The sequence below is a fragment of the Tunturiibacter psychrotolerans genome (assembly GCF_051013365.1).
Classification (GTDB): Bacteria; Acidobacteriota; Terriglobia; order Terriglobales; family Acidobacteriaceae; genus Edaphobacter; species Edaphobacter psychrotolerans_A.
Map to the genome: position 1 here is coordinate 2,198,353 of NZ_CP132941.1, position 19,280 is coordinate 2,217,632.

Sequence of the window (19,280 nt, forward strand, 5' to 3'; positions counted from 1 at the left end):
TATTGGAAAGCAATACAAGGCTGCGGGCCAGCCAAGGTCAGCTCGCCGCTCTAGGCCTCCCGCAGAAACTCTGTGCGGTACCGTGGAGCGAGTTCCTCGGCCTTCTTCCTCAAAGCGGCCTGTTCCTCCTTGGTAGGCTTCGGAGGAGCAGTCGTGCGAGTAGCCACCGGAACCCCAACCTCCAGGAAGAACTTCTCCTGCCCCGCAGGAGAACAGATACAGATCAGCCGCACAGGCTCCGACGAAACATTCTGAAATCGATGCGGCGCATTCGCAGGAATAGTCACCGTCTCACCTGCCTTTACCGTCGTCTTCTCCCCACGAAACGTCGCCTCCATCTCACCTTCCAGCACGATGAAGGTCTCCTCAAAATCGTGTCGATGAGGCGGTGGTCCGCCCCCGGGCGGGACATGCATATCGATCACACAGAATCGTCCCGCCGTATCTTCGCCCGTCACCGTGACGGTATACGTATCGCCCACCAGGCCGATGTGTGGCAGGCTCTCAACCTTACCGAGCGCAAGCTTACGACTGAGATCGTCGGGTGGAACTACCGGATTTCCTTGCGTCTTTGCCGCCATAATCTGTTCTCCTTTTAACCTGCTACCTCCCACGTTAGATGTTAGTCGCCGACCAGACGGAAAACTTGCCTCGATCGCGGATTTAGTTGTATGTTGACTCAGACAACACTACTCTCGAAACACGTCATGTCGACAGTCGATCAAATCCGAAGCTTCAATCGGTTTTACACGCGAGAAATCGGCCTCCTGGCCGAACACCTGCCATCAAGCGAACTGTCCCTTGCCGAGGCCAGGGTTCTGTACGAACTGGCCCAATCCAAAGAGTTGACCGCCGCCGACATCATCCGCACCTTAGGCATGGATAAAGCACATGTCAGTCGCATCGTCGCTCGCTTTCGAGGAAAAAACCTCGTGAAGAGCCGGACGAGCCCGCAACACGCAAAACAGAAGTTACTGTCATTGACCGCAACTGGAAGACGACTTTTTTCGGCCATAAATCGCGGCACAAATTCGCAAGTAGAAGGACTCCTGGCGAGAATCCCGCCAGACGATCGTCCTCGACTGCTGGCAAGTATGCAGACGATTCAAACACTGCTCAAACCTGAAGAAGTGTCTGCAAACAAAGTTCAACTGCGATCGCCACGCGTAGGAGATCTTGGCTGGATCACCTCTCGGCAAGCGATTCTCTACGAACGCGAATACGGCTGGGATTGGACCTATGAGGCACTTGTCGCCCGCATCCTCGGCGAATTCGTTGCGCATTACGACGCAAATCGCGACGATGCGTGGATAGCTGAAACCGCCGGCAATATCGTCGGGTCGGTCTTTCTCATGAAAACCGAAGACCCGCACACAGCGAAGTTGCGATTGCTCTATGTCGAGCCATCCGCCAGAGGCCTCGGCGTCGGTTCGCTCCTCGTAAAGACGTGCGTCGAGCGATTCTTCAAACTCGGATACCGAACCCTGACCCTGTGGACCAACAGCGTGCTCTCCTCCGCCCGGCACATCTACGAACGCGAAGGATTCTCCCTCATCAAAGAGGAGCGACACCAATCCTTCGGCCACAATCTTCTAGGTCAAACCTGGACACTCGATCTTTCAGAAACAACCCTCCTGAAAGCATGAAGCATTCTCGGACCGTAATTTTTTTCCAAGACCGTAACACCAATTGATATATCGTGTTTGCACCATCAAGCCCGAGGGCCCCATGAAACTCCCGCTCCTCCGCGCGCTGTTCCTCTTCGCTCTCGCCGCCGGCTTTTCTCACTCGGTCCCTGCGCAACAGCCATCATCGGCCGCAGCTCCAACCCAAAATCCGCAGCCCCAAACCCCAACCCAAACACAGCCCCAACCCGCCACACCGCAGCCCACCAAAGACGCCAACGGCGTCTACACCATCCGCCGCAACGCCCGCCTCGTCATTCTCGATATGGTCGTCACCGACGCCAAAGGCAACATCGTCACCGATCTCAAGCGCGATGAGTTCCGCGTCACCGAGGCCAACGAGCCCGAGAAGATCCTAAACTTCGACGCCCCTGCCGCCCACGCCCTCAACCCCGAGGTCACCATCAACTCCACCGAAGAGCTCGACCGCCTCGCCCCCAACGCCCCCGTCAACATCATCCTCCTCGACGAGTTCAACACTCGCTTCGAGGACATGGCCTTCGCCCGCTACTCCCTCAAAAAATTCCTCAATCGTCAGCCCGGCAAGCTCGACACCCCCACGATGCTCCTCGCCGTCGACCTCCAGCACTTCACCGTCGTCCACGACTACACCCAGAACAAAGACGACATCATCGCCGCTCTCGATCATCACTTCGCCGCCTACCCGTGGCAGGCACAACAAGGCCAATGGCGCGCCGACCGCATCAACCTGGCCTTCCTCACCCTTCGCCGCGTCGCCGAAGCCGTCATCGGTCATCCCGGACACAAAAATATGATCTGGATCGGTCGCGGCTTTCCCTCTGTCCGCTGGGAAGGCGTTCCCGTCGACACAGTAAACCTCGTCAACAACGCCGTGCAGGACTGCGTCAACATCCTCCGCGACGCCCGCGTCACCCTCTACACCATCGACCCCGCCGGCGTTCAAATCGATCCTCAAGCCTACGGCCGCGTCGCCGGACGCGACGACCCCTTCGGTGGCGAATATCAATTCAACATCCTCGCCAAAGCCACTGGCGGCCGCACCCTCTACGGACGAAATGACGTCGACGCCGAGATCGGCACCTCCATCCGCGACGGCGCCAGCTTCTACACCCTCACCTACCGCCCTGAAAACACCTCGCTAGACCCCTCGAAGTTCCGCAAGATCAAGATCGCCATCGACCGCCCCGGCCTCACCGTCTACACCCGCGAAGGCTACTACCTCCAGCGCGGTCCCGGGCGCGTCGACCCCGTCAACCCCTCACGCCGTCTCATGACGGACATCATCTCCGCCGACACCAGCACCATGGTCTACGACGGCGTTCCCGTCACACTCGAACCCTCGCCTACCGACCCCAACCGCTTCATCGTCCATGTTGACGCGAGCGGAACCTACTGGTCGCCCGCCACCGACACCGAACCGCGTCACGCCGACCTAGTCCTCGCCGTCACCACCTTCGATCGCAAAGGAAAGGTGCTCAAGAGTGTCGCCAAACTGATTCACGCCAGCGCTCCAACCACAGTGCCGCCCACCGGAAGAATTGAACGCGGTGTCGATCTCGCCTACACCCTCGACCCCGACCCCAAGGCAGTCCGCGTTCGCTTCGTCGTGCGAGTCAGCTTCACCGGCCGCATCGGAACCGTCGACGCGAATCTCGGCCAGCAGCACGCCGGAAACCCACCATCATCAGCACCCGCAAATCCATAGCCAACCACAGGCCATCTCACTTCTGCGATTCAGTGAGATGGCTTCGAACAGCGTCGTCTTACTCCTCAGCGCGTGTATTTATTGATCCAATTAACCTCCCACGTCTTTCCGCCGTCCTCTGAAAACGCCTGTTCCGACTGGGCCGTATCCTGCGAGGTCTTCCAGATAGAAAATCGCACCAGCACCGACCGCCCATTGATCTCTTCATAGTCATAGAAATCACCGCGTCCATCTTTGAATCCGCCACCCCCCGGAATCCCCAGCGTACCGACACTAGGCGTCGCAAAATCCAGATTCCACTCATGCGTCGTCGGATTGAACCATCGCAGCGACAACAGCTCCACGTGTCCCGCGGGACCATCTGCCTTGTTCTCTGCCAGATTAGCCTTACCTCCCCAAACCTTCTTAACCACCGAGACGCCATCCATATCCACCCACGTCGTAGACCCCGTCAGAGGATGCAGCAAACGAGTCGAGTGCGTCTTCCACGTTCCCAAATCGAAGTCGAAATCATGTTGTCCACTCGAAGCATCGACGCGCTCCATGCTCACCGGTGTCAATGAAGCTCCCGCCTCACCCGATTGTTTCTCCCGCGTCAAATCCCCAATAAAAGCAGGAACCCACGTCCTTCCGCCATCATTCGAAAAATCCTCTTCGAAGTGGTGAGAGTCGGGCTTTATGTCGGACCACGTTCCCCGAATCAGAACAGTTTTGTCACGAAAGGTCTCCTGCGAGTAGAGTTCGCCCCGGCCATCCTTGAACGACCCCACCAATGGCGTCGTCAGCACGCCCGCTTGGCTGTCGATAAACGACTGCGTCCACTGATGAGCCTGCGGGTTGTAAAGAAACATCGTCATCCCTTCCCAATGACCCTTCGGCCCATCGGCTTCAATCTCCTCAAGTTGCCCTCGCCCATCCCAAACCTTCCGAACCGTCACCGTCCCATCGAGTTCCATCGACTTATCCGACCCCGAAAACGGATCGAGCACACGCCGGATATGCGTATGCCAGACACCCAGGTTGAAATCAAAGTCGTTCTTCCCGTCCCGCACAGCAACGGCTTGTTGCGACCCCTGGTCTGACGCCGCTCCCGCTGTCTGCGCGACACCCTCCTCAGCTCCGCCGCCAAAAACACACAACGCAAACACCAACGCAACAAACAAGCCGAAACTCTTCCGACTCTCGCCTGAAAACCTGCCGCCTCGTACACCAGCTACCTCAGTAAATAAACGCATCATTGATCTCCTCCTGCCTTCTGACTCGCAAGCAGTGTAGGCTTGTTTTCAAACAGATCAGCCAACGTATGACACAGGGATTTTCAAAGAAAAATCAAAGCTCGACCAACTCCGCCTATCGATTCGGCGACTTTGAACTCCACCCCAACGAACGTCTCCTCAAAAAAACCGCCGTCTCAATTCCGCTCCAACCCAAAGCCTTCGACGCTCTCCTCTGCCTCGTTCGCAAAGCCGAACATCTCGTCAGCAAACAAGAGTTGATCCAAACGCTCTGGCCCTCCGTTCATGTCAGCGAAGCAAACCTCACCAACACCATCGTCAGCCTCAGAAAGATCGTTGGCCGCGACGCCATCCGAACAGTCTCCAAACATGGCTACCGCTTCGAACTCCCCGTGACCGGAGAGCCCGGCATCGCACCAGCCGCCTACGAAAAATTCGCCCGTGCAAAAGAGCTAACCGCCCAACGCTCTCTCGACTCAATGACCCTCGCGCGCCATCTCTACTGGATCTGCCTCGCAGAAGATCCCACCTTCGCGCCCGCATGGGCCTGGCTAGGCAGATGCTGCTGGTTTCTAGACAAGTTCAGCGACAGCTCATCGACAAATCTTGAGCTGGCCCAAGCGGCCTTCCAGCGAGCATTCACGCTCGATCCAGACCTCGCCTCCGCCCATCAGTTCTATACCTTCGTCCAGGTAGACACAGGCCATGCAGCCCAAGCAATGACCCGACTCCTCGAGCGTCTCCAACAAAATCCCACCGAACCCGAGTCCTTCGCAAGTCTCGTACAGGTCCTGCGCTTCCGCGGAATGCTCTCGCAGTCAATCGACGCGCACCGCCGCGCCGTCCGCCTCGATCCCGCTGTCATCACCAGCGTCGCTCACACTCTCTTTCTCTCCGGCGACTACGCCTCTGCGATCGAGACCTACAGCGGACGCGCCGCGTACTACCTGGACGCCGCAGCCTGGGCCGCTTTAGGCAATCGAAAACGCGCAGTCTCCCTCTTGCGCGAACGGCTCGAAAAGATGCCCCTATCCCCGCTGATGATCGCCCTCATGAGTTCTCTCTTAGCTCTTCTCGAAAGCAAAACAGAGGAAGCTATCAATCTCATGAGAGCCGCGAACACAAATCGCGAGCCGGAAATCCTCCTCTACTTCGCGCGCCACTACTCCCGAATCAAGAAACCCGAGCTGGCCATCACAGCCCTAAAGCAAGCGGCGCACTCCGGCTTCGTCTGCGCACCCCAAACCCTCACCTCCGACCCCTGGTTCAGCCCACTTCGAAAACACCCCGACTTCAAAGCCCTACGCGACTCGATGCAAGCTCTCGTCAACGAAGCCCAATCAAGCTTCGACCGATACACCGTCTAAAAATCGCCCCAAAGCTCCTCGCAAGCCCTCCGCCAAGCCACCAAACTGTTCACTTGCGAACGAAGATTTTCGTTTTCGGACAGATCCCCGCACAAACCGCCGCCCGGACATCCCTATCTAAAGAAAACAAAGCGCTTCCCGCGCAGCCCATTTGGCCAAAAACATGCGACTCCCTCCATGCCCAGCCGTGTGCCCAGAGGACCTCCCATGCAGACCTTTCTTCAAAATCTACGCTTCGCCCTTCGCCAACTCCGCAAGTCCCCCGGCTTCGCCCTGACCGTCATCCTGACCCTCGCCCTGGGCATCGGCGCCAACGCAGCCGTCTTCACCCTCTTCGACCAGGTCCTCCTCCGCATGCTCCCCGTACAGCACCCCAAAGAGCTCGTTCGCTTCGAGTGGCATGGCGGCTTCTCCGGTTCGGCCAGCAGCTTCGGCGGCGATCTCAACAACTACTTCTCCTACCCCATGTACAAAGATCTCCGCGATCAAAACCAGGTCTTCTCCGGCATGCTCGCGGCCGTCCGAATCAACACCGGCATCTCCTGGCACAATCAGGCAGAAGATAAAGATGCCGAGCTAGTCAGCGGAAACTACTTCGACCTCCTCGGCCTCAGGCCCGCCCTCGGACAGCTCATGACCGCGCAGAACGACACCGCGAAGAACGCCAATCCAGTCGTCGTCCTCAGCTACGACTACTGGAAGACCCGCTTCACCGCATCCCCCGACGTCATCGGCCAGACCATCCTCATCGAAGGTCATCCCTTCCTCATCCTCGGCGTCGCGCCCGCCAACTTCCAGTCCGCCATCGGAGGGTACAAGCCCGCCGCCTTCCTCCCCATCAGCATGGTCGAAACAGTTCTCCCCAGCGCCGTCTCCCGCGACAACCTGAACAATCACCAGTCCCTCTGGCTCACACTCGTCGGTCGCCTCAAGCCGGGAGTCACTCCCACTCAGGCCCAGGCATCGCTCGCACCTCTATGGCACTCTCTGCGTGCGTACGAGCTGTCGCTCTACAAAAACAAAACCGACCATTTCAAAAAACTCTACCTCGACGACACGTACCTCTTAGTCCTCGACGACTCCACCGGCTTCGCCCCCGAGCGCATGGATCTGAAGACACCCCTCGTCATCCTCATGTGCATGGCCGGGCTGCTCGTCGCGATGTGCGCCATCAACGTAGCCACCCTCCTCCTCCTCAAAGCCTCCAGCCGAGCCCGCGAGATGTCCATGCGTTACGCCCTCGGCGCAAAGCAGAGCCGAATCGTCTCGCAGCTTCTCCTCGAAGGCGGACTCCTCGGCATAGTGGGCGCCGCCGCCGGCCTGCTGATGGCTCCCCTCGTCACTAATACTCTCGTACGTCTTCTCACCAGCGCCAATCCCGGCGAAGAGCCGTACTCCACCGCCATCGACGCCCGCGTACTCCTCTTCACTCTAGGCGTAGCCGTACTCGCAAGCCTGCTCTTCAGCATGGCCCCCGTCCTCCACTTCCTCCGCCCCGACCTCGCCAGCGCCCTCCGCCAAAGTGCCGGAACCGCCTCCAAAAACTCGCAGCGATTCCGCAAGGCCGCGGTCGGCGTGCAGATCGCTCTCAGCGTGCTGTTACTCGGCGGCGCAGGCCTCTTCGTCCGAACGCTCAACAATCTCCGCCACCAGCAAGTAGGTTTCGACACCACCCATCTCGCCACCTTCAGCTTCGATCCCTCAGACTCCGGCTACGGACAGGACCGCATGGTCCCCATGCTCACCAGCGCGCTCGATGCCGTGCAGCGCATCCCCGGCGTCCTCTCCGTCGCCGCCACCAATGATGCCGAGCTCACCGGAGACTCCCACTTCAGCGGCTTCGCCGTCGAAGGCCATAAGTTCACCGAGGAAGAAAAAACCGACTTCGAAGCTCCCTGGATCACCGCCGGTTACTTCGCCACAATCAAGCAGCCGCTGCTCGTCGGACGAGAGTTCACCGTAGCCGATTCTCACGACGCCCCCAAGGTAGCCGTCGTAAACCTCACCTTCGCAAAGCGATTCTACGGCTCCGCGCAAAACGCGCTCGGCCACCTGGTCTCCGAAGGTGGAGATAGTCCCAACCCTCTCGACACCACCATCGTCGGAGTTGTCGGCGACGTCAAACACCAGAATCTGCGCACCGATATGGGAATGGCGGTCTATCGCCCCTACCCGCAGAACCCGCACCCAACCAGTGTCAGGATCTATGCCCGCACCACCCAGTCTCCCGACATGATCGAAACCCCGATCCGCTCAACCATCCACGGCATCGACCCCACCCTCGTAGTCGCCGAGATGCGAACCATGGACGAACAGGTAGACCGCAGCGCCGCAGACGAACACGCTCTCGCTCTCCTCGCCGTCGGCTTCTCTGCACTCGCGATCTTACTCGCAGCAGTCGGGCTCTACGGCGTCCTCGCCTACTCCACCGAGCAGCGCACCCGCGAGATCGGCGTACGCCTCGCCCTCGGATCGCAACGCAGCGGCGTCGTCATGCTCATAGTCCGCGAGATGTTCCTCATCGCCGCAATCGCCATCGTCCTAGCCCTCCCCGCCACCGTCCTGCTGGCCCGACTCTTCCGCAGCCAGCTCTACGGCGTCACCGCATCCGACCCCCTCACCCTAGCCGGAGCAGTCCTTCTAGCCGCAGTCATGGTCACACTAGCCGCAGTCCTCCCGGCAAGAAGAGCCGCCTCCATAGAACCCATGCAAGCCCTCCGCACCGAGTAGCCCTATCCCTTAGCCGACTCTTCGGACAACCGACGAGACGCGCGTTTATGAGGACTAATCTCCGCGTCTAGTCCGAGCTCAATACGTGCATTGGCCTGCTATGACGTATTGAGGTCGTGGAAGCCCGGCTATGTGTAAACGTGTTTGATGCACGGGCATCAGGCTCAAGCACCTGGCATATTCGATATGTGCCTGCTGCTCTTTTTGATTCGCCGTCACGTTCGTAACTCACCAATGTATGCGCAACGTGCATCCAACACATCGTGCCGCTGCGATTGCCATCGCCGATCCTGCCCATGCTCGCGAAACGGGTTGGGGAGCTTCCCCGAGACGCGGAGGGGTGGAGCTTCGAGCCGAAGTGGGATGGTTTTCGCACGGTGATCTTCCGCAACGGCGAAGAGTTACTGATTCAGAGCCGCGACGGAAAGCCGCTCGACCGTTACTTCCCCGAACTCCGCGAGCCGCTGCTGCAACAACTGCCGCGACGATGCGTTCTGGACGGCGAGATCGTTATCGCACGTGAAGGCGGTCTGGACTTCGATGCGTTGACATTACGTATCCACCCCGCGGCATCGCGTGTGAAGACGCTCGCCGCGCAATCTCCGGCATCGGTTGTCTTCTTCGACCTGCTTCAGTTTGGAGATCGCGATCTGCGTGACGAGCCTTTCACCGTAAGGCGCCGTGAACTCGAACGGCTTCTCGCCGATGTGCAGGCCCCCCTGCATATGACGCCTGCGACGCAGGATCGCGCCACTGCGGAGGACTGGTTCACGCGCTTTGAGGGCGCAGGCCTCGATGGTGTGATCGCCAAGGCTGTTGCGGGGCCGTATACACCCGACAAACGCACCATGCTCAAGATTAAGCACGAACGGGACTGCGACTGCGTCGTCGCCGGCTTCCGCTGGCACAAAGACAATGAAGGGACTGCGGTTGGTTCGCTCCTACTCGGTCTCTACAACGACGCAGGAAAGCTACAGCACGTTGGGGTCTGTGCCAGTTTCACCGCGGCAAAACGCAGGGAGCTGGTAGAGTTCCTCGCACCCTATCGAGAAGGCGCCCTGCCTGACCACCCGTGGGCAGACTGGGCCGATGCGACCGCACAGGCGAGCGGCCGCATGCCCGGCGGCCAGTCCCGATGGAGCGCAGGCAAAGACCTGAGCTGGCAGCCGCTACGCATTGAGCTTGTGGTCGAGGTGGCCTATGAGCACATGCAGGGCGACCGCTTTCGCCACCTCGCCCACTTCCGGCGATGGCGTCCTGACAAGCAAACAAAAGACTGTACCTACGAGCAGCTCGAGGTCGTTCCCCCGCAGGAGTTGATGAGCATCTTCCCGGAACGCACCTGGTGAAATCGATCCACTAAGCAGTGATTCACGATGGCTGCTCTTTCGAATCGCGCCACGCCCGGGTTGGGTCATCATCCGGATCGGGCACGCCCTGCGCCGGTCTCGATGCCTCTGGTACGTGCCGCAGGTTCACGCGAATGCGATACCAGACATACGCCGAACCGCGCATACGATCCACCAGCACATCATCCGGGGCCAGTAGTGCCGCAGCGTCGGGGTGCTCCTGCTTCCAGCGTTCCAGCCCGGCCTCCGCCGCAGCCTTATCCGATGACTGCGCAATCACGATGAGCGGCATACTAGACTGCCGGCGACCCTTCTTCCCAACGGGAGCAGCCGCGGGATCAACGTCTTCTCCCTCCGCCTTTGTGATCTTCTTCTTTACGGCAGAGCTACGGGACTTCGAGGGTTGCACTCGCGCGGGCTCGCCCTCCATTTTGCGGAAGTGCGGTGGCCACGGAGCATCGGCAACGCCCTCTGCCTCATCGCGCGCAGCCATCTCCAGCAGCGCATCGAGCACGCCTGCGTGCTCATTCATCGCTGCGTGCGGGTCGCCAATCTTCGCAAAGCGATCTGGCATCGTCAACACGGTGAAGTCGGCAGGATCGCACGTCATCACTTCATCCCACCGTAGCGGCGTACTCACACGCGCATCGGGGAGTGGCCTTACCGAATAGGCCGAACAAGTGGTGCGATCTTTTGCGTTCTGGTTGTAGTCCAGAAAAACTCCATGACGCTCTTCCTTCCACCACTTGCTGCTCGCCAGCGAACAGCGCTTCTCCACCGCGCGTGCCAGCGCCAGCGCCGCCCGGCGTACCTCGATGAAGCTCCACCGCGGCTCTATCCGTACGTTGATGTGGATGCCGCGTGACCCGCTAGTCTTCGGCCACGCTACCAGGCCAAGCTCATCAAGAAGAGCCTTCACCTCCATGGCCACCGCGCGTACATCGGTCCAGACCACGCCGGGCTGCGGATCAAGGTCTACCCGCAACTCATCCGGATGATCGAGATCTCCGGTGCGCACCGGGTGCGGATGCAGCTCCATACAGCCGAGGTTGACGATCCACGCGAGGCCAGCCGCATCATCGACGACTACTTCCTCGGCCGTACGCCCCGAAGGGAACGACAGGGTCACCGTACGCATCCACTCCGGCAGGTCGCTCGGTGCGCGCTTCTGGTAGAAGGGCTCTGCCTCCGCGCCATTCACAAAGCGTTTCAGAACGATCGGACGATCCACAATGCCGCGCAGCGCACCCGGTGCCACGGCCAGAAAATAGCGGACGATATCGAGTTTCGTGAGCTGCACGCCGCGGGTGAAGTATGGCTTAGCCGGGCTGCTGACGCGCACCATGCGGCCATCTACCTCCAGCAACTCCGCGTCGTCTACCTTCGCCATCACAACCTCACCGATCAAATGTGATGCGTTCTGTAAGCGTCACGTCTCCAATAACTCCATTCAAGTTAGCGATTCCGGCTCAATCCCGGCAAATGTATTTGTCCCCAATAGATGCAGACGTTTACCGAAGACGATCCTATGAGCCTGGCGACACCGCTGCGTTGCGATCCAAGCGCGAGGAGCGCGCATCTCGCGGCTGCGCCGAGTCCACGAGATAATCCACATCGCCACCATCGCACTAGCCCTCCCCGCCATCGTCCTGCTAGCCCGACTCTTCCGCAGCCAGCTCTACGGCGTACCCGCATCCGATTCCCTCGCCTTGGCCGGAGCAGTCCTTCTAGCCGCAGTCATGGTCACACTAGCCGCAGTCCTCCCCGCACGAAGAGCCGCCTCCATCGAACCCATGCAAGCCCTCCGCACCGAGTAGTCCGATCCGAGCTCAATAGTGCATTGGCCTGCTCTCATCATTCCAGAACGCCTGGGTCGATTGCTTCCAGGAAGCCGACTTTCTATGAGCAGGTCACTGGTGTCAAGGTTCGTTCTTTGCTCTTTCCTTCATAGGTCTTTTGCTTTTGTTATTGTTCTTGGTTTCGTTGCTCTCCACCGTGTTTCTATTCGCACTCTGGATGAGCTGTCTTGATGCAAGCTCGGTGCAGGTTGGGGTTCGAGAGGAGAGTCGATGCTGCCATTTATCGGTCGGCCTCGAAGGCCGAAGTCGGCTCGCAGTCATCGGAACACGGTGTCGTCGCAACGGGTAAACATGTTGATCTCTCAGGCTGCTTGTTCGTAGAACGGCATGTACGGCTCTTGGGTGCTCCAGAGGTGATGAAGCAACACGGCCAACTTGCGCGCGACGGCAACGATGGCCTTGCTCTTGGCCTGCTTGCCACCTCGAGCAGCTAAGTGCAGACCCCACTGTCGAAGCGCAGAATCTCGTCCGTGCGGTCGGAGGATGTGGTTGGAGCACTCGATCAGCAGACTTCGGAGGTATGCGTTACAGGCATGGGTGATGCCAAGTTGAGGATCATGGTCTCCGGACTGACTTCGACGAGGTCGTAGGCCAAGATAGCAACCGACATCGCGACTTCGCCCAAACCGTTCCTTGCTGCCGAGCGTCAGCACGAAGGTCAGGGCGGTGAGGTGGCCGACGCCGTGAACCTTCAGCAGAGCTTGCGTCTCCGGATACTCGGTCTGGCCGAGTTGCTGGATCTGCCGATCGTACTGCTTGATCTTCAGCGTCATGTCCGCGATCTGCTGGAGCACCGGGCCGAGCGCCTGTGCCAGTCCAGGCGGCATAACGGCGAGGCTGCGCTGAGCAAAGCAGGTTGTGGCGGAGGCCGGCATACGATAGCCGCAGGACTTCGTCAGACCACGAACGGCGTTCACCGCAGCGTACGCAGTCGCACCAGCAGAGCTCGCGCACGAACCAGAGTGAGAGCCTCTTGCTGCTGGACGGTGCGGTGGGCGATAGGCCGGAGGATGTTCGGATCAAGCCGAGCATAACGCGCCAGCTTCTCAGCATCGACCTGATCGCTCTTCCGGTCGCTGTGCGAGATCGCCCGCAACTCGCGGACGTTCGCCACGATGACTTCGTGTCCTAGTTCCTGCAGCTGTGCGCTGATCCAGATCGAGTGTGTCCCAGCCTCCATCGCGACCCGCGCTGGAGCCACGTCGGTGAACCACTTCTCGATCGCCTTCGGAGTGGTCCTGAAGCGGCCACGGTCGACCACTCCTCCGTCCTGGTTGAGGGTGCAGTAATGGCTCCAGACATCGCCAAGATCAATGCCGATCGTCATCTCAACCTTGGCTTGCCTGCGTGGAACTTCAGCGATGAGGTGCTGCCCTGGCTTCTTCATGGGAATAGTCTCTCTCCGTTTCGAAAGACCTGCTCATCCCATTTGCCGGTACTCATCTGCGACAGAATCGCTAAAGAGTCTGCGACGCAGCCAAAATGCAACATTCACTAGGGCGACGAGAGCCGGAACCTCGATCAATGGCCCCACGACCCCTACGAACGCCTCCCCAGAGTTCAACCCAAATACCGCGACCGCCACCGCAATCGCAAGTTCAAAGTTGTTCCCGGCAGCGGTGAACGACAGCGTTGCGGACTGTGCGTAGTCGGCTCCCAGCCGTTTTCCCATCCAGAAGCTGAGCAGAAACATAACCAGGAAATACACCACCAGCGGGATGGCGATCTTCACCACATCCAACGGAAGGCGGACGATCAAGTCGCCTTTCAGGGAGAACATGAGAAGGATGGTGAAGAGCAACGCGAGTAGCGTCAGCGGGCTTATACGGGGCACGAACCGCATTCGGTACCACTCCTCACCTCTGGTCCGGATGAGCGCAAAGCGGGTGAGGAACCCCGCCGCAAACGGCACCCCTAGATACAGGCCCACACTCTTTGCTATCTGGCCGATGCCAATCTGTACGACGCTTCCTTGCAGTCCGAACCAGCGGGGAAGAATGGTCAGGAATGCCCATGCATAGACGCTGTAAAAGAGCACCTGAAAGACGCTATTGATCGCGACCAATCCGGCGACATAATCCGTATCACCCTCGGCAAGCTCATTCCACACCAGCACCATCGCGATGCAACGGGCAATGCCAATCAAGATCAGGCCGCGCATGTAGGCCGGTTCATCCCGTAGAAAGATCACGGCGAGCGCGAACATCAACACAGGACCGATAAGCCAGTTCTGCACAAGCGACAGCCCCAAAAGGCGCTTATTGCGGAACACCTCACCCAACTTCTCATAACGCACCTTCGCCAACGGCGGGAACATCATCACTATCAAACCAATGGCGATAGGGATGTTTGTCGTGCCGGTTTGAAAGTGGTTGACGAAGGCAGCCGAACCAGGGATGAAATGCCCGATGCTCACGCCTAACACCATCGCAAGGAATATCCAGAGGGTTAGAAAGCGATCCAGGAAAGAGAGTTTTTTACGTTGGGCCGGACCGCAGACGCGGCCCTGTGTCGACTGGGTGGGTGTCCTTGCCATTAGGAAGCCTCGCAGCATTCCTCAGGCACAGCCGTAGGCAATGGAGCGCCATCAAGATCGTACTTTGCAGGGGAGCAGCAAGCCTTAGTGAGTCGCGCCCTGTCTGCCTGCATTGCCTTTTCTTCCTTCAGCCAATCGAGAGTTTGCCGAAGAATCTGCGTTGCCCCAAGGTGCGGGGGCATGACGATGCGATAGTGCATCCACTTTCCCTCGCGCCTGGCGGAGACGATGCCTGCGTTACGCATGTATGCCAGATGACGAGAGATCTTCGGCTGGGGACTACCAAGTATCTCCACGAAATAGCAGACGCAAACCTCTTGCTCTCCCATCAGGTTGAGCAGCCGGAGACGGGTGTTATCCCCTAACGCCTGAAAGAACTGTTGCATGTCGAATTGAGCTTTTCGAGCCATGCTTTATATATACGCGTTGACGAATACGTTAGCAATGGATATATTCACTTTGGCGAATGTGTTGCCTGGGGTGATGGCATGGCAGAAGAGATACTGGATTCGGTGCGATCGAAGTACGGCGCGGTCGCAGAGAGCACGCTTTCCAACAACCACGCAGGCGTAAAGGCTGTGGCGGAGGCCTTCGGATACTCGGCAGAGGAACTGACATCCATACCGGCAGAGGCGAACATGGGCTTGTCATGTGGCAACCCCACGGCGACGGCGCACCTTCGGCCCGGTGAGGTTGTCGTCGACCTTGGTTCCGGTGGCGGCCTCGATGTCTTTCTCGCGGCGAAAATGGTTGGGGAGAAAGGCCGCGCGATTGGTATCGACATGACTCCGGCAATGATCGAGCGGGCGCGGGCGGGCGCAGAGGCGGGTGGATACACCAATGTAGAGTTCTACCAATCCACAATCGACAGTATTCCCCTACCCGATGCCTCGGTCGATTGCGTCATCTCGAACTGCGTCTTGAATCTTGCGCCGGATAAGCCCGCCGTGTTCCGTGAGATTGCTCGTGTTCTCAAGCCGGGTGGACGCCTTGCGGTTAGTGACATCGCGCTCAAAGCGGAGCTGCCTGAGGCTGTTGCCCGTAGCATGGCCGCATACGTAGGCTGCATCGGGGGCGCCGTTAAGATTGATGACTACCGCACCGGCCTGCTGGCTGCTGGATTCGATCATGTCGAGATTGTGGACAGCGGGGCAGACCTCAATGCCTACGCAAGCGTGGAGAACCAATCCGGCTGTTGCTCCCCGGCGATGGATGAAGGATCATGCTGCACTCCCGCACCTGATACGCAGTCCGCCACGCTTCACGAGGTGCTGTCTGACCTCTTGCGAAAGTACGACGTGAACGCAGCGGCGGCAAGCGTGAAGGTCTATGCGACCAAGCCTAAAGTCACTACCGTCGCTCCGGCGCCGTGCTGTGGGTCTAACTGCTGTTCATAAGCAGAGGAGACGACATGCTCAAAGTGATATTCGCTTGCGTACATAATGCCGGGCGGTCGCAGATGGCTGCCGCGTTCTTCAATCAACTGGCAAATTCACTGAAGGTTGAGGCTATCTCGGCTGGGATGGAGCCAGGCGAGCGCATCCATCCCGAAGTGCTTTCTGTGATGAAGGAGGTGGGCATCGACCTTACCCATGCTAAGCCACAGAAGCTCACGGATGATCTGGCGCAGGATGCTCACCTCCTCATCACAATGGGGTGTGGCGATAAATGCCCCTACGTTCCGGGTCTGCGCCGGGATGATTGGCCGCTTCCCGACCCCAAGGGGCAGCCCATTGAAGAGGTCCGTGTGATACGTGATGAAGTCAGAAGGCGTGTGCAAAAGCTTCTCGTCAATGAAGACTTAAATGAGTCCTGACAAACGCGCTTCTCGTCCTCTGCGATATCGATGAGTGCATCATCGCCGATGCACTCATCGAGGAAGATAATTGCCGGGTGCGCCATATCTCGATTCTGAGATGTGGGCATTCGCGCATAGCGCGAACCGCTCTCTCCCAGGCTTCGTCGCGCCCCAGACTCTCGGCGACTAACTCAGATTTCAACCAACAAACCTGTCAAGCCCCAAAACCACGAATCCCCGCGTCAATCCAGCGCATTCGCGTGGCGCATCAGTTACCCTCCAACCGCTATACTGGAAGGAGAGAAATAAAAGGCCCCCAAACTAAGCCAGGGACCTTTCCTAGTGATCCCGTAACTCGTTGATTCAAAGTATTTTGCACGCAACCCACTTAGAATCAATATTCTACAGACACCGCCCCTCGCCAAACGACTGAAACAAAACAACTTCCGTACAAAATACCCCCAAGGGGGAGGGGGGAGGGGTCAGCAGGCACAAACGCTATGCGACCATGAAAAGATGCCTAATAAAGTAGAAGATCGGGCCCCGCGAGTCGTAGCGGCCCAGCCGCACGGACCAGCAGCAGCGATCACCCGCCGCGCCGCAGACCGGCTCCGAGCCGGACACCTCTGGGTCTACCGCTCGGACATAGAGTCTCTGGTCCCTCCAGTCGGAGCCACCGACATCCAGCCCGGAGCCCTAATCACGGTCATGGACAGTCGAGGCATCCCCCTCGGCACCGGCCTCTACAGCGCAGCCTCGCAGATCGCCGTAAGAATCGTCTCGAACGAAGCCGCACTCCCCCGCACCACCTACCTCGACCAGCTTCGCGAACGAGTCCTCGCCGCCCTCGCCCTCCGCGACGAAGTAGCCCCCGAGTCCATGGAAGACGACGCCTGCCGGCTCATCTTCTCCGAAGCCGACGGCCTCCCCGGCATCGTCACCGACCGCTACAACGACCTCGTCATCCTCCAACTCCTCACCCAGGGCACCGCCCAGGACGACGTCCGCCAAGTACTCACCGAAGTCCTCCGCGAACACCTCCGTCCCGACACCGGGGGCATCACCCTCTGGGAGCGCCCCGACCCAAAGATCCGCGAACTCGAACAACTCGCCCATCCAGCACCAGGTCCACTCCACCAAAACACCACCGAATCACCACAACTCACCACCATCTTCACCATCAACGGCCTCCGTTTTCACTTCGACGCTGGCTCCGGCCAGAAGACGGGAGCCTTCCTCGACCAGCGCCTCAACTACGCCGCAGCCGCCCGCTACGCAACTGGCAAAGCGCTGGACATCTGCACCTATCAAGGTGGATTCGCCCTCCACATGGCCCAGAACTGCCGCCACGTAACCGGAGTAGACGCCAGCCGCAGCGCCCTCGAAGTAGCCGACCGCAACCGTGAACTCAACCCCGAGCTTCCAGCGAAGGTCGACTGGATCGAAGCCGACGCCTTCGAACTCCTCCGCGAGTACGAATCCACCGACCAGCAATACGACACCATCGTCCTCGACCCACCCGCCTTCGCCAAGTCCAAGCGCGCCGCCGAAGGCGCCATGCGCGGCTACAAGGAGCTCAACCTCCGCGCCATGAAGATGCTCCGCCCCGGCGGAACTCTCATCACCTGCTCCTGCTCCCACCACGTCCCCCTGCAGGAGTTCACCGAGGTCGTCTCCGCCGCCGCCTCCGACACCGGCCGCCGAGTCCAGCTCCTCGAGACCCGGGGCGCCGCCCCCGACCACCCCGCCATCCTAACCCTCCCCGAGACCAGCTACCTTAAGTGCCTCATATGCCGGGTGGGGTAGAAAACCAAGCAACGAAGCTTCCAAAAAAAGCAATGCCAAACAAATCGCACGTGCAGAAGGTTGATGTCGTAATACTGGGCGCGGGCGCAGCCGGAATGATGTGCGCCATTGAAGCCGGAAAGCGCGGACGCCGGGTGGTCCTGCTCGATCACGCCGAGCGCGTTGGAAAAAAAATCCTCATCTCCGGCGGAGGCCGCTGCAACTTCACAAACATCCACTGCCGCGCAGAAAATTTTCTCTCAGAAAATCCCCACTTCGCAAAATCTGCGCTGGCCCGGTTCACTCCGTCCGACATAATCGCCATGGTAGAAAAACACGGCATCCGCTACCACGAGAAGACTCTAGGCCAACTCTTCTGCGATCGCTCCGCCCACGACATCGTCACGATGTTGGAGCGAGAGTGCGCCGAAACCAATGTCCGCACTGTCGTGGGCACCAACATCATCTCCGTCAACCGCAGCGAGCAGTTCCAGGTCCACACACCCGACACAGTATTCCAGTCCGAGTCCCTGGTGGTCGCCACCGGCGGCCTCTCCATCCCAAAGATGGGCGCAACAGCCCTCGGCTATACTTTGGCCGAACAGTTCGGCCTGCGCATCGTTGAGTGCCGGCCTGGCCTGGTACCCCTGGTCTTCAGCGCCGAAGACCGCGAACAATGGTGCGACCTTGCTGGTGTCTCGGCCGAGGTCGTAGCTGCAGCTGGAATACGACGTCAGCGCAGTAGCTTCCGCGAGAAGATGCTATTCACTCACCGCGGACTAAGCGGTCCCGCGATCCTGCAGGCATCTTCCTACTGGCACCCCGGCGAAACGGTATCACTTGATCTCGCGCCAGATACACATGTGATGGCCCCACTCCTCTTGCGAAGCGCACGACGAGATACCGCAGCAGCAATCAACGCCATCCGCACTGTGTTGCCAGCGCGTATGGCCGAACGATGGATCTCTATCCATCCCCCCGATGACTGGACCAATGCGTCTCTGACCATGATGGAACAACAGCTCCATGCATGGCACCTTACGCCAGCAGGAACAGAAGGCTACGCCAAAGCTGAGGTCACGGTGGGGGGCGTGGACACCGCCGAACTCAATGCAAAGACGATGCAAAGCCGTAAAGTCGCAGGTCTTTACTTTATTGGCGAGGTCGTCGACGTAACCGGATGGTTGGGTGGATACAACTTCCAATGGGCGTGGGCTTCCGGAGCAAATGCCGGACAGTCAGCATGAAG

The 19,280-nt window shown here is 59.2% G+C and carries 16 protein-coding genes; 9 read left to right on the forward strand and 7 right to left on the reverse strand.

The window, feature by feature from the left end; all coding sequences use genetic code 11:
- Positions 1-50: 50 nt before the first annotated feature.
- Positions 51-581, reverse strand: coding sequence for a cupin domain-containing protein (locus RBB76_RS09320; RefSeq protein WP_429627696.1), 531 nt, complete (start codon positions 579-581; stop codon positions 51-53).
- A 126-nt stretch (positions 582-707) separates the two neighbouring features.
- On the opposite strand from RBB76_RS09320, the gene RBB76_RS09325 reads away from it, so the two are divergent.
- On the forward strand, positions 708-1,646 hold the full coding sequence (locus RBB76_RS09325; RefSeq protein WP_429627695.1) for a bifunctional helix-turn-helix transcriptional regulator/GNAT family N-acetyltransferase: 939 nt from the start codon (positions 708-710) through the stop codon (positions 1,644-1,646).
- Between the two features lie 82 nt (positions 1,647-1,728).
- Entirely contained in the window at positions 1,729-3,372 is a 1,644-nt protein-coding gene (locus tag RBB76_RS09330; protein WP_429627694.1) for a VWA domain-containing protein, read from the forward strand.
- 65 nt (positions 3,373-3,437) lie between these two features.
- Here RBB76_RS09330 and RBB76_RS09335 read toward each other — a convergent pair whose 3' ends face one another.
- The gene (locus RBB76_RS09335; RefSeq protein WP_429627693.1) at positions 3,438-4,610 is read right to left on the reverse strand and encodes a hypothetical protein; all 1,173 of its coding nucleotides are present in this window, start codon (positions 4,608-4,610) and stop codon (positions 3,438-3,440) included.
- Between the two features lie 65 nt (positions 4,611-4,675).
- On the opposite strand from RBB76_RS09335, the gene RBB76_RS09340 reads away from it, so the two are divergent.
- The 3 genes from RBB76_RS09340 (at position 4,676) to RBB76_RS09350 (ending at position 10,053) form a co-directional block, all read left to right on the forward strand.
- Entirely contained in the window at positions 4,676-5,974 is a 1,299-nt protein-coding gene (locus RBB76_RS09340) for a winged helix-turn-helix domain-containing protein (RefSeq protein WP_429627692.1), read from the forward strand.
- Positions 5,975-6,181: 207 nt separating this feature from the next.
- The gene (locus RBB76_RS09345) at positions 6,182-8,704 is read left to right on the forward strand and encodes an ABC transporter permease (RefSeq protein WP_429627691.1); all 2,523 of its coding nucleotides are present in this window, start codon (positions 6,182-6,184) and stop codon (positions 8,702-8,704) included.
- Positions 8,705-8,967: 263 nt separating this feature from the next.
- Complete coding sequence (locus tag RBB76_RS09350) at positions 8,968-10,053, forward strand: ATP-dependent DNA ligase (RefSeq protein ID WP_429627690.1); 1,086 nt, start codon at positions 8,968-8,970, stop codon at positions 10,051-10,053.
- A 22-nt stretch (positions 10,054-10,075) separates the two neighbouring features.
- Here the strand turns inward: RBB76_RS09350 and RBB76_RS09355 are convergent, their stop codons facing one another.
- From RBB76_RS09355 to RBB76_RS09375, 5 genes are all read right to left on the reverse strand, one after another.
- On the reverse strand, positions 10,076-11,443 hold the full coding sequence (locus RBB76_RS09355; protein WP_429627689.1) for a DNA polymerase domain-containing protein: 1,368 nt from the start codon (positions 11,441-11,443) through the stop codon (positions 10,076-10,078).
- Between the two features lie 771 nt (positions 11,444-12,214).
- The gene (locus RBB76_RS09360; protein WP_433963543.1) at positions 12,215-12,829 is read right to left on the reverse strand and encodes a transposase; all 615 of its coding nucleotides are present in this window, start codon (positions 12,827-12,829) and stop codon (positions 12,215-12,217) included.
- Positions 12,826-13,299 (reverse strand): IS110 family transposase, encoded by a 474-nt coding sequence (locus tag RBB76_RS09365; protein ID WP_433963490.1) that lies wholly within the window; start codon positions 13,297-13,299, stop codon positions 12,826-12,828. The genes RBB76_RS09360 and RBB76_RS09365 overlap by 4 nt, the downstream gene beginning before the upstream one ends.
- A gap of 33 nt (positions 13,300-13,332) precedes the next feature.
- Complete coding sequence (arsB, locus tag RBB76_RS09370; protein ID WP_429634659.1) at positions 13,333-14,448, reverse strand: ACR3 family arsenite efflux transporter; 1,116 nt, start codon at positions 14,446-14,448, stop codon at positions 13,333-13,335.
- The gene (locus RBB76_RS09375) at positions 14,448-14,858 is read right to left on the reverse strand and encodes an ArsR/SmtB family transcription factor (RefSeq protein WP_429634658.1); all 411 of its coding nucleotides are present in this window, start codon (positions 14,856-14,858) and stop codon (positions 14,448-14,450) included. The genes arsB and RBB76_RS09375 overlap by 1 nt, the downstream gene beginning before the upstream one ends.
- A 78-nt stretch (positions 14,859-14,936) precedes the next feature.
- Here RBB76_RS09375 and arsM point away from each other — a divergent pair, with 78 nt between their 5' ends.
- The 4 genes from arsM to RBB76_RS09395 all read left to right on the forward strand — a co-directional run bounded on the left by arsM (position 14,937) and on the right by RBB76_RS09395 (position 19,278).
- Positions 14,937-15,845 (forward strand): arsenite methyltransferase, encoded by a 909-nt coding sequence (gene arsM, locus RBB76_RS09380; protein ID WP_429634657.1) that lies wholly within the window; start codon positions 14,937-14,939, stop codon positions 15,843-15,845.
- Between the two features lie 14 nt (positions 15,846-15,859).
- Entirely contained in the window at positions 15,860-16,264 is a 405-nt protein-coding gene (locus RBB76_RS09385; RefSeq protein ID WP_429634656.1) for an arsenate reductase ArsC, read from the forward strand.
- Positions 16,265-16,762: 498 nt separating this feature from the next.
- Positions 16,763-18,052 carry a class I SAM-dependent rRNA methyltransferase gene (locus RBB76_RS09390; RefSeq protein ID WP_429634655.1) on the forward strand — a complete coding sequence of 430 codons (1,290 nt, stop codon included), beginning with the start codon at positions 16,763-16,765 and terminating at the stop codon, positions 18,050-18,052.
- A gap of 32 nt (positions 18,053-18,084) precedes the next feature.
- Complete coding sequence (locus RBB76_RS09395; protein ID WP_429634654.1) at positions 18,085-19,278, forward strand: NAD(P)/FAD-dependent oxidoreductase; 1,194 nt, start codon at positions 18,085-18,087, stop codon at positions 19,276-19,278.
- The last annotated feature ends 2 nt before the right edge of the window (positions 19,279-19,280 follow it).

Bases quoted from the DNA above. Each gene is read 5' to 3' on its own strand.
- RBB76_RS09320 (WP_429627696.1), bottom strand. From the start codon at position 581: ATGGCGGCAAAGACGCAAGGAAATCCGGTAGTTCCACCCGACGATCTC.
- RBB76_RS09325 (WP_429627695.1), top strand. From the start codon at position 708: ATGTCGACAGTCGATCAAATCCGAAGCTTCAATCGGTTTTACACGCGA.
- RBB76_RS09330 (WP_429627694.1), top strand. From the start codon at position 1,729: ATGAAACTCCCGCTCCTCCGCGCGCTGTTCCTCTTCGCTCTCGCCGCC.
- RBB76_RS09335 (WP_429627693.1), bottom strand. From the start codon at position 4,610: ATGATGCGTTTATTTACTGAGGTAGCTGGTGTACGAGGCGGCAGGTTT.
- RBB76_RS09340 (WP_429627692.1), top strand. From the start codon at position 4,676: ATGACACAGGGATTTTCAAAGAAAAATCAAAGCTCGACCAACTCCGCC.
- RBB76_RS09345 (WP_429627691.1), top strand. From the start codon at position 6,182: ATGCAGACCTTTCTTCAAAATCTACGCTTCGCCCTTCGCCAACTCCGC.
- RBB76_RS09355 (WP_429627689.1), bottom strand. From the start codon at position 11,443: ATGGCGAAGGTAGACGACGCGGAGTTGCTGGAGGTAGATGGCCGCATG.
- RBB76_RS09365 (WP_433963490.1), bottom strand. From the start codon at position 13,299: ATGAAGAAGCCAGGGCAGCACCTCATCGCTGAAGTTCCACGCAGGCAA.
- arsB (WP_429634659.1), bottom strand. From the start codon at position 14,448: ATGGCAAGGACACCCACCCAGTCGACACAGGGCCGCGTCTGCGGTCCG.
- RBB76_RS09375 (WP_429634658.1), bottom strand. From the start codon at position 14,858: ATGGCTCGAAAAGCTCAATTCGACATGCAACAGTTCTTTCAGGCGTTA.
- arsM (WP_429634657.1), top strand. From the start codon at position 14,937: ATGGCAGAAGAGATACTGGATTCGGTGCGATCGAAGTACGGCGCGGTC.
- RBB76_RS09385 (WP_429634656.1), top strand. From the start codon at position 15,860: ATGCTCAAAGTGATATTCGCTTGCGTACATAATGCCGGGCGGTCGCAG.
- RBB76_RS09390 (WP_429634655.1), top strand. From the start codon at position 16,763: ATGCCTAATAAAGTAGAAGATCGGGCCCCGCGAGTCGTAGCGGCCCAG.
- RBB76_RS09395 (WP_429634654.1), top strand. From the start codon at position 18,085: ATGCCAAACAAATCGCACGTGCAGAAGGTTGATGTCGTAATACTGGGC.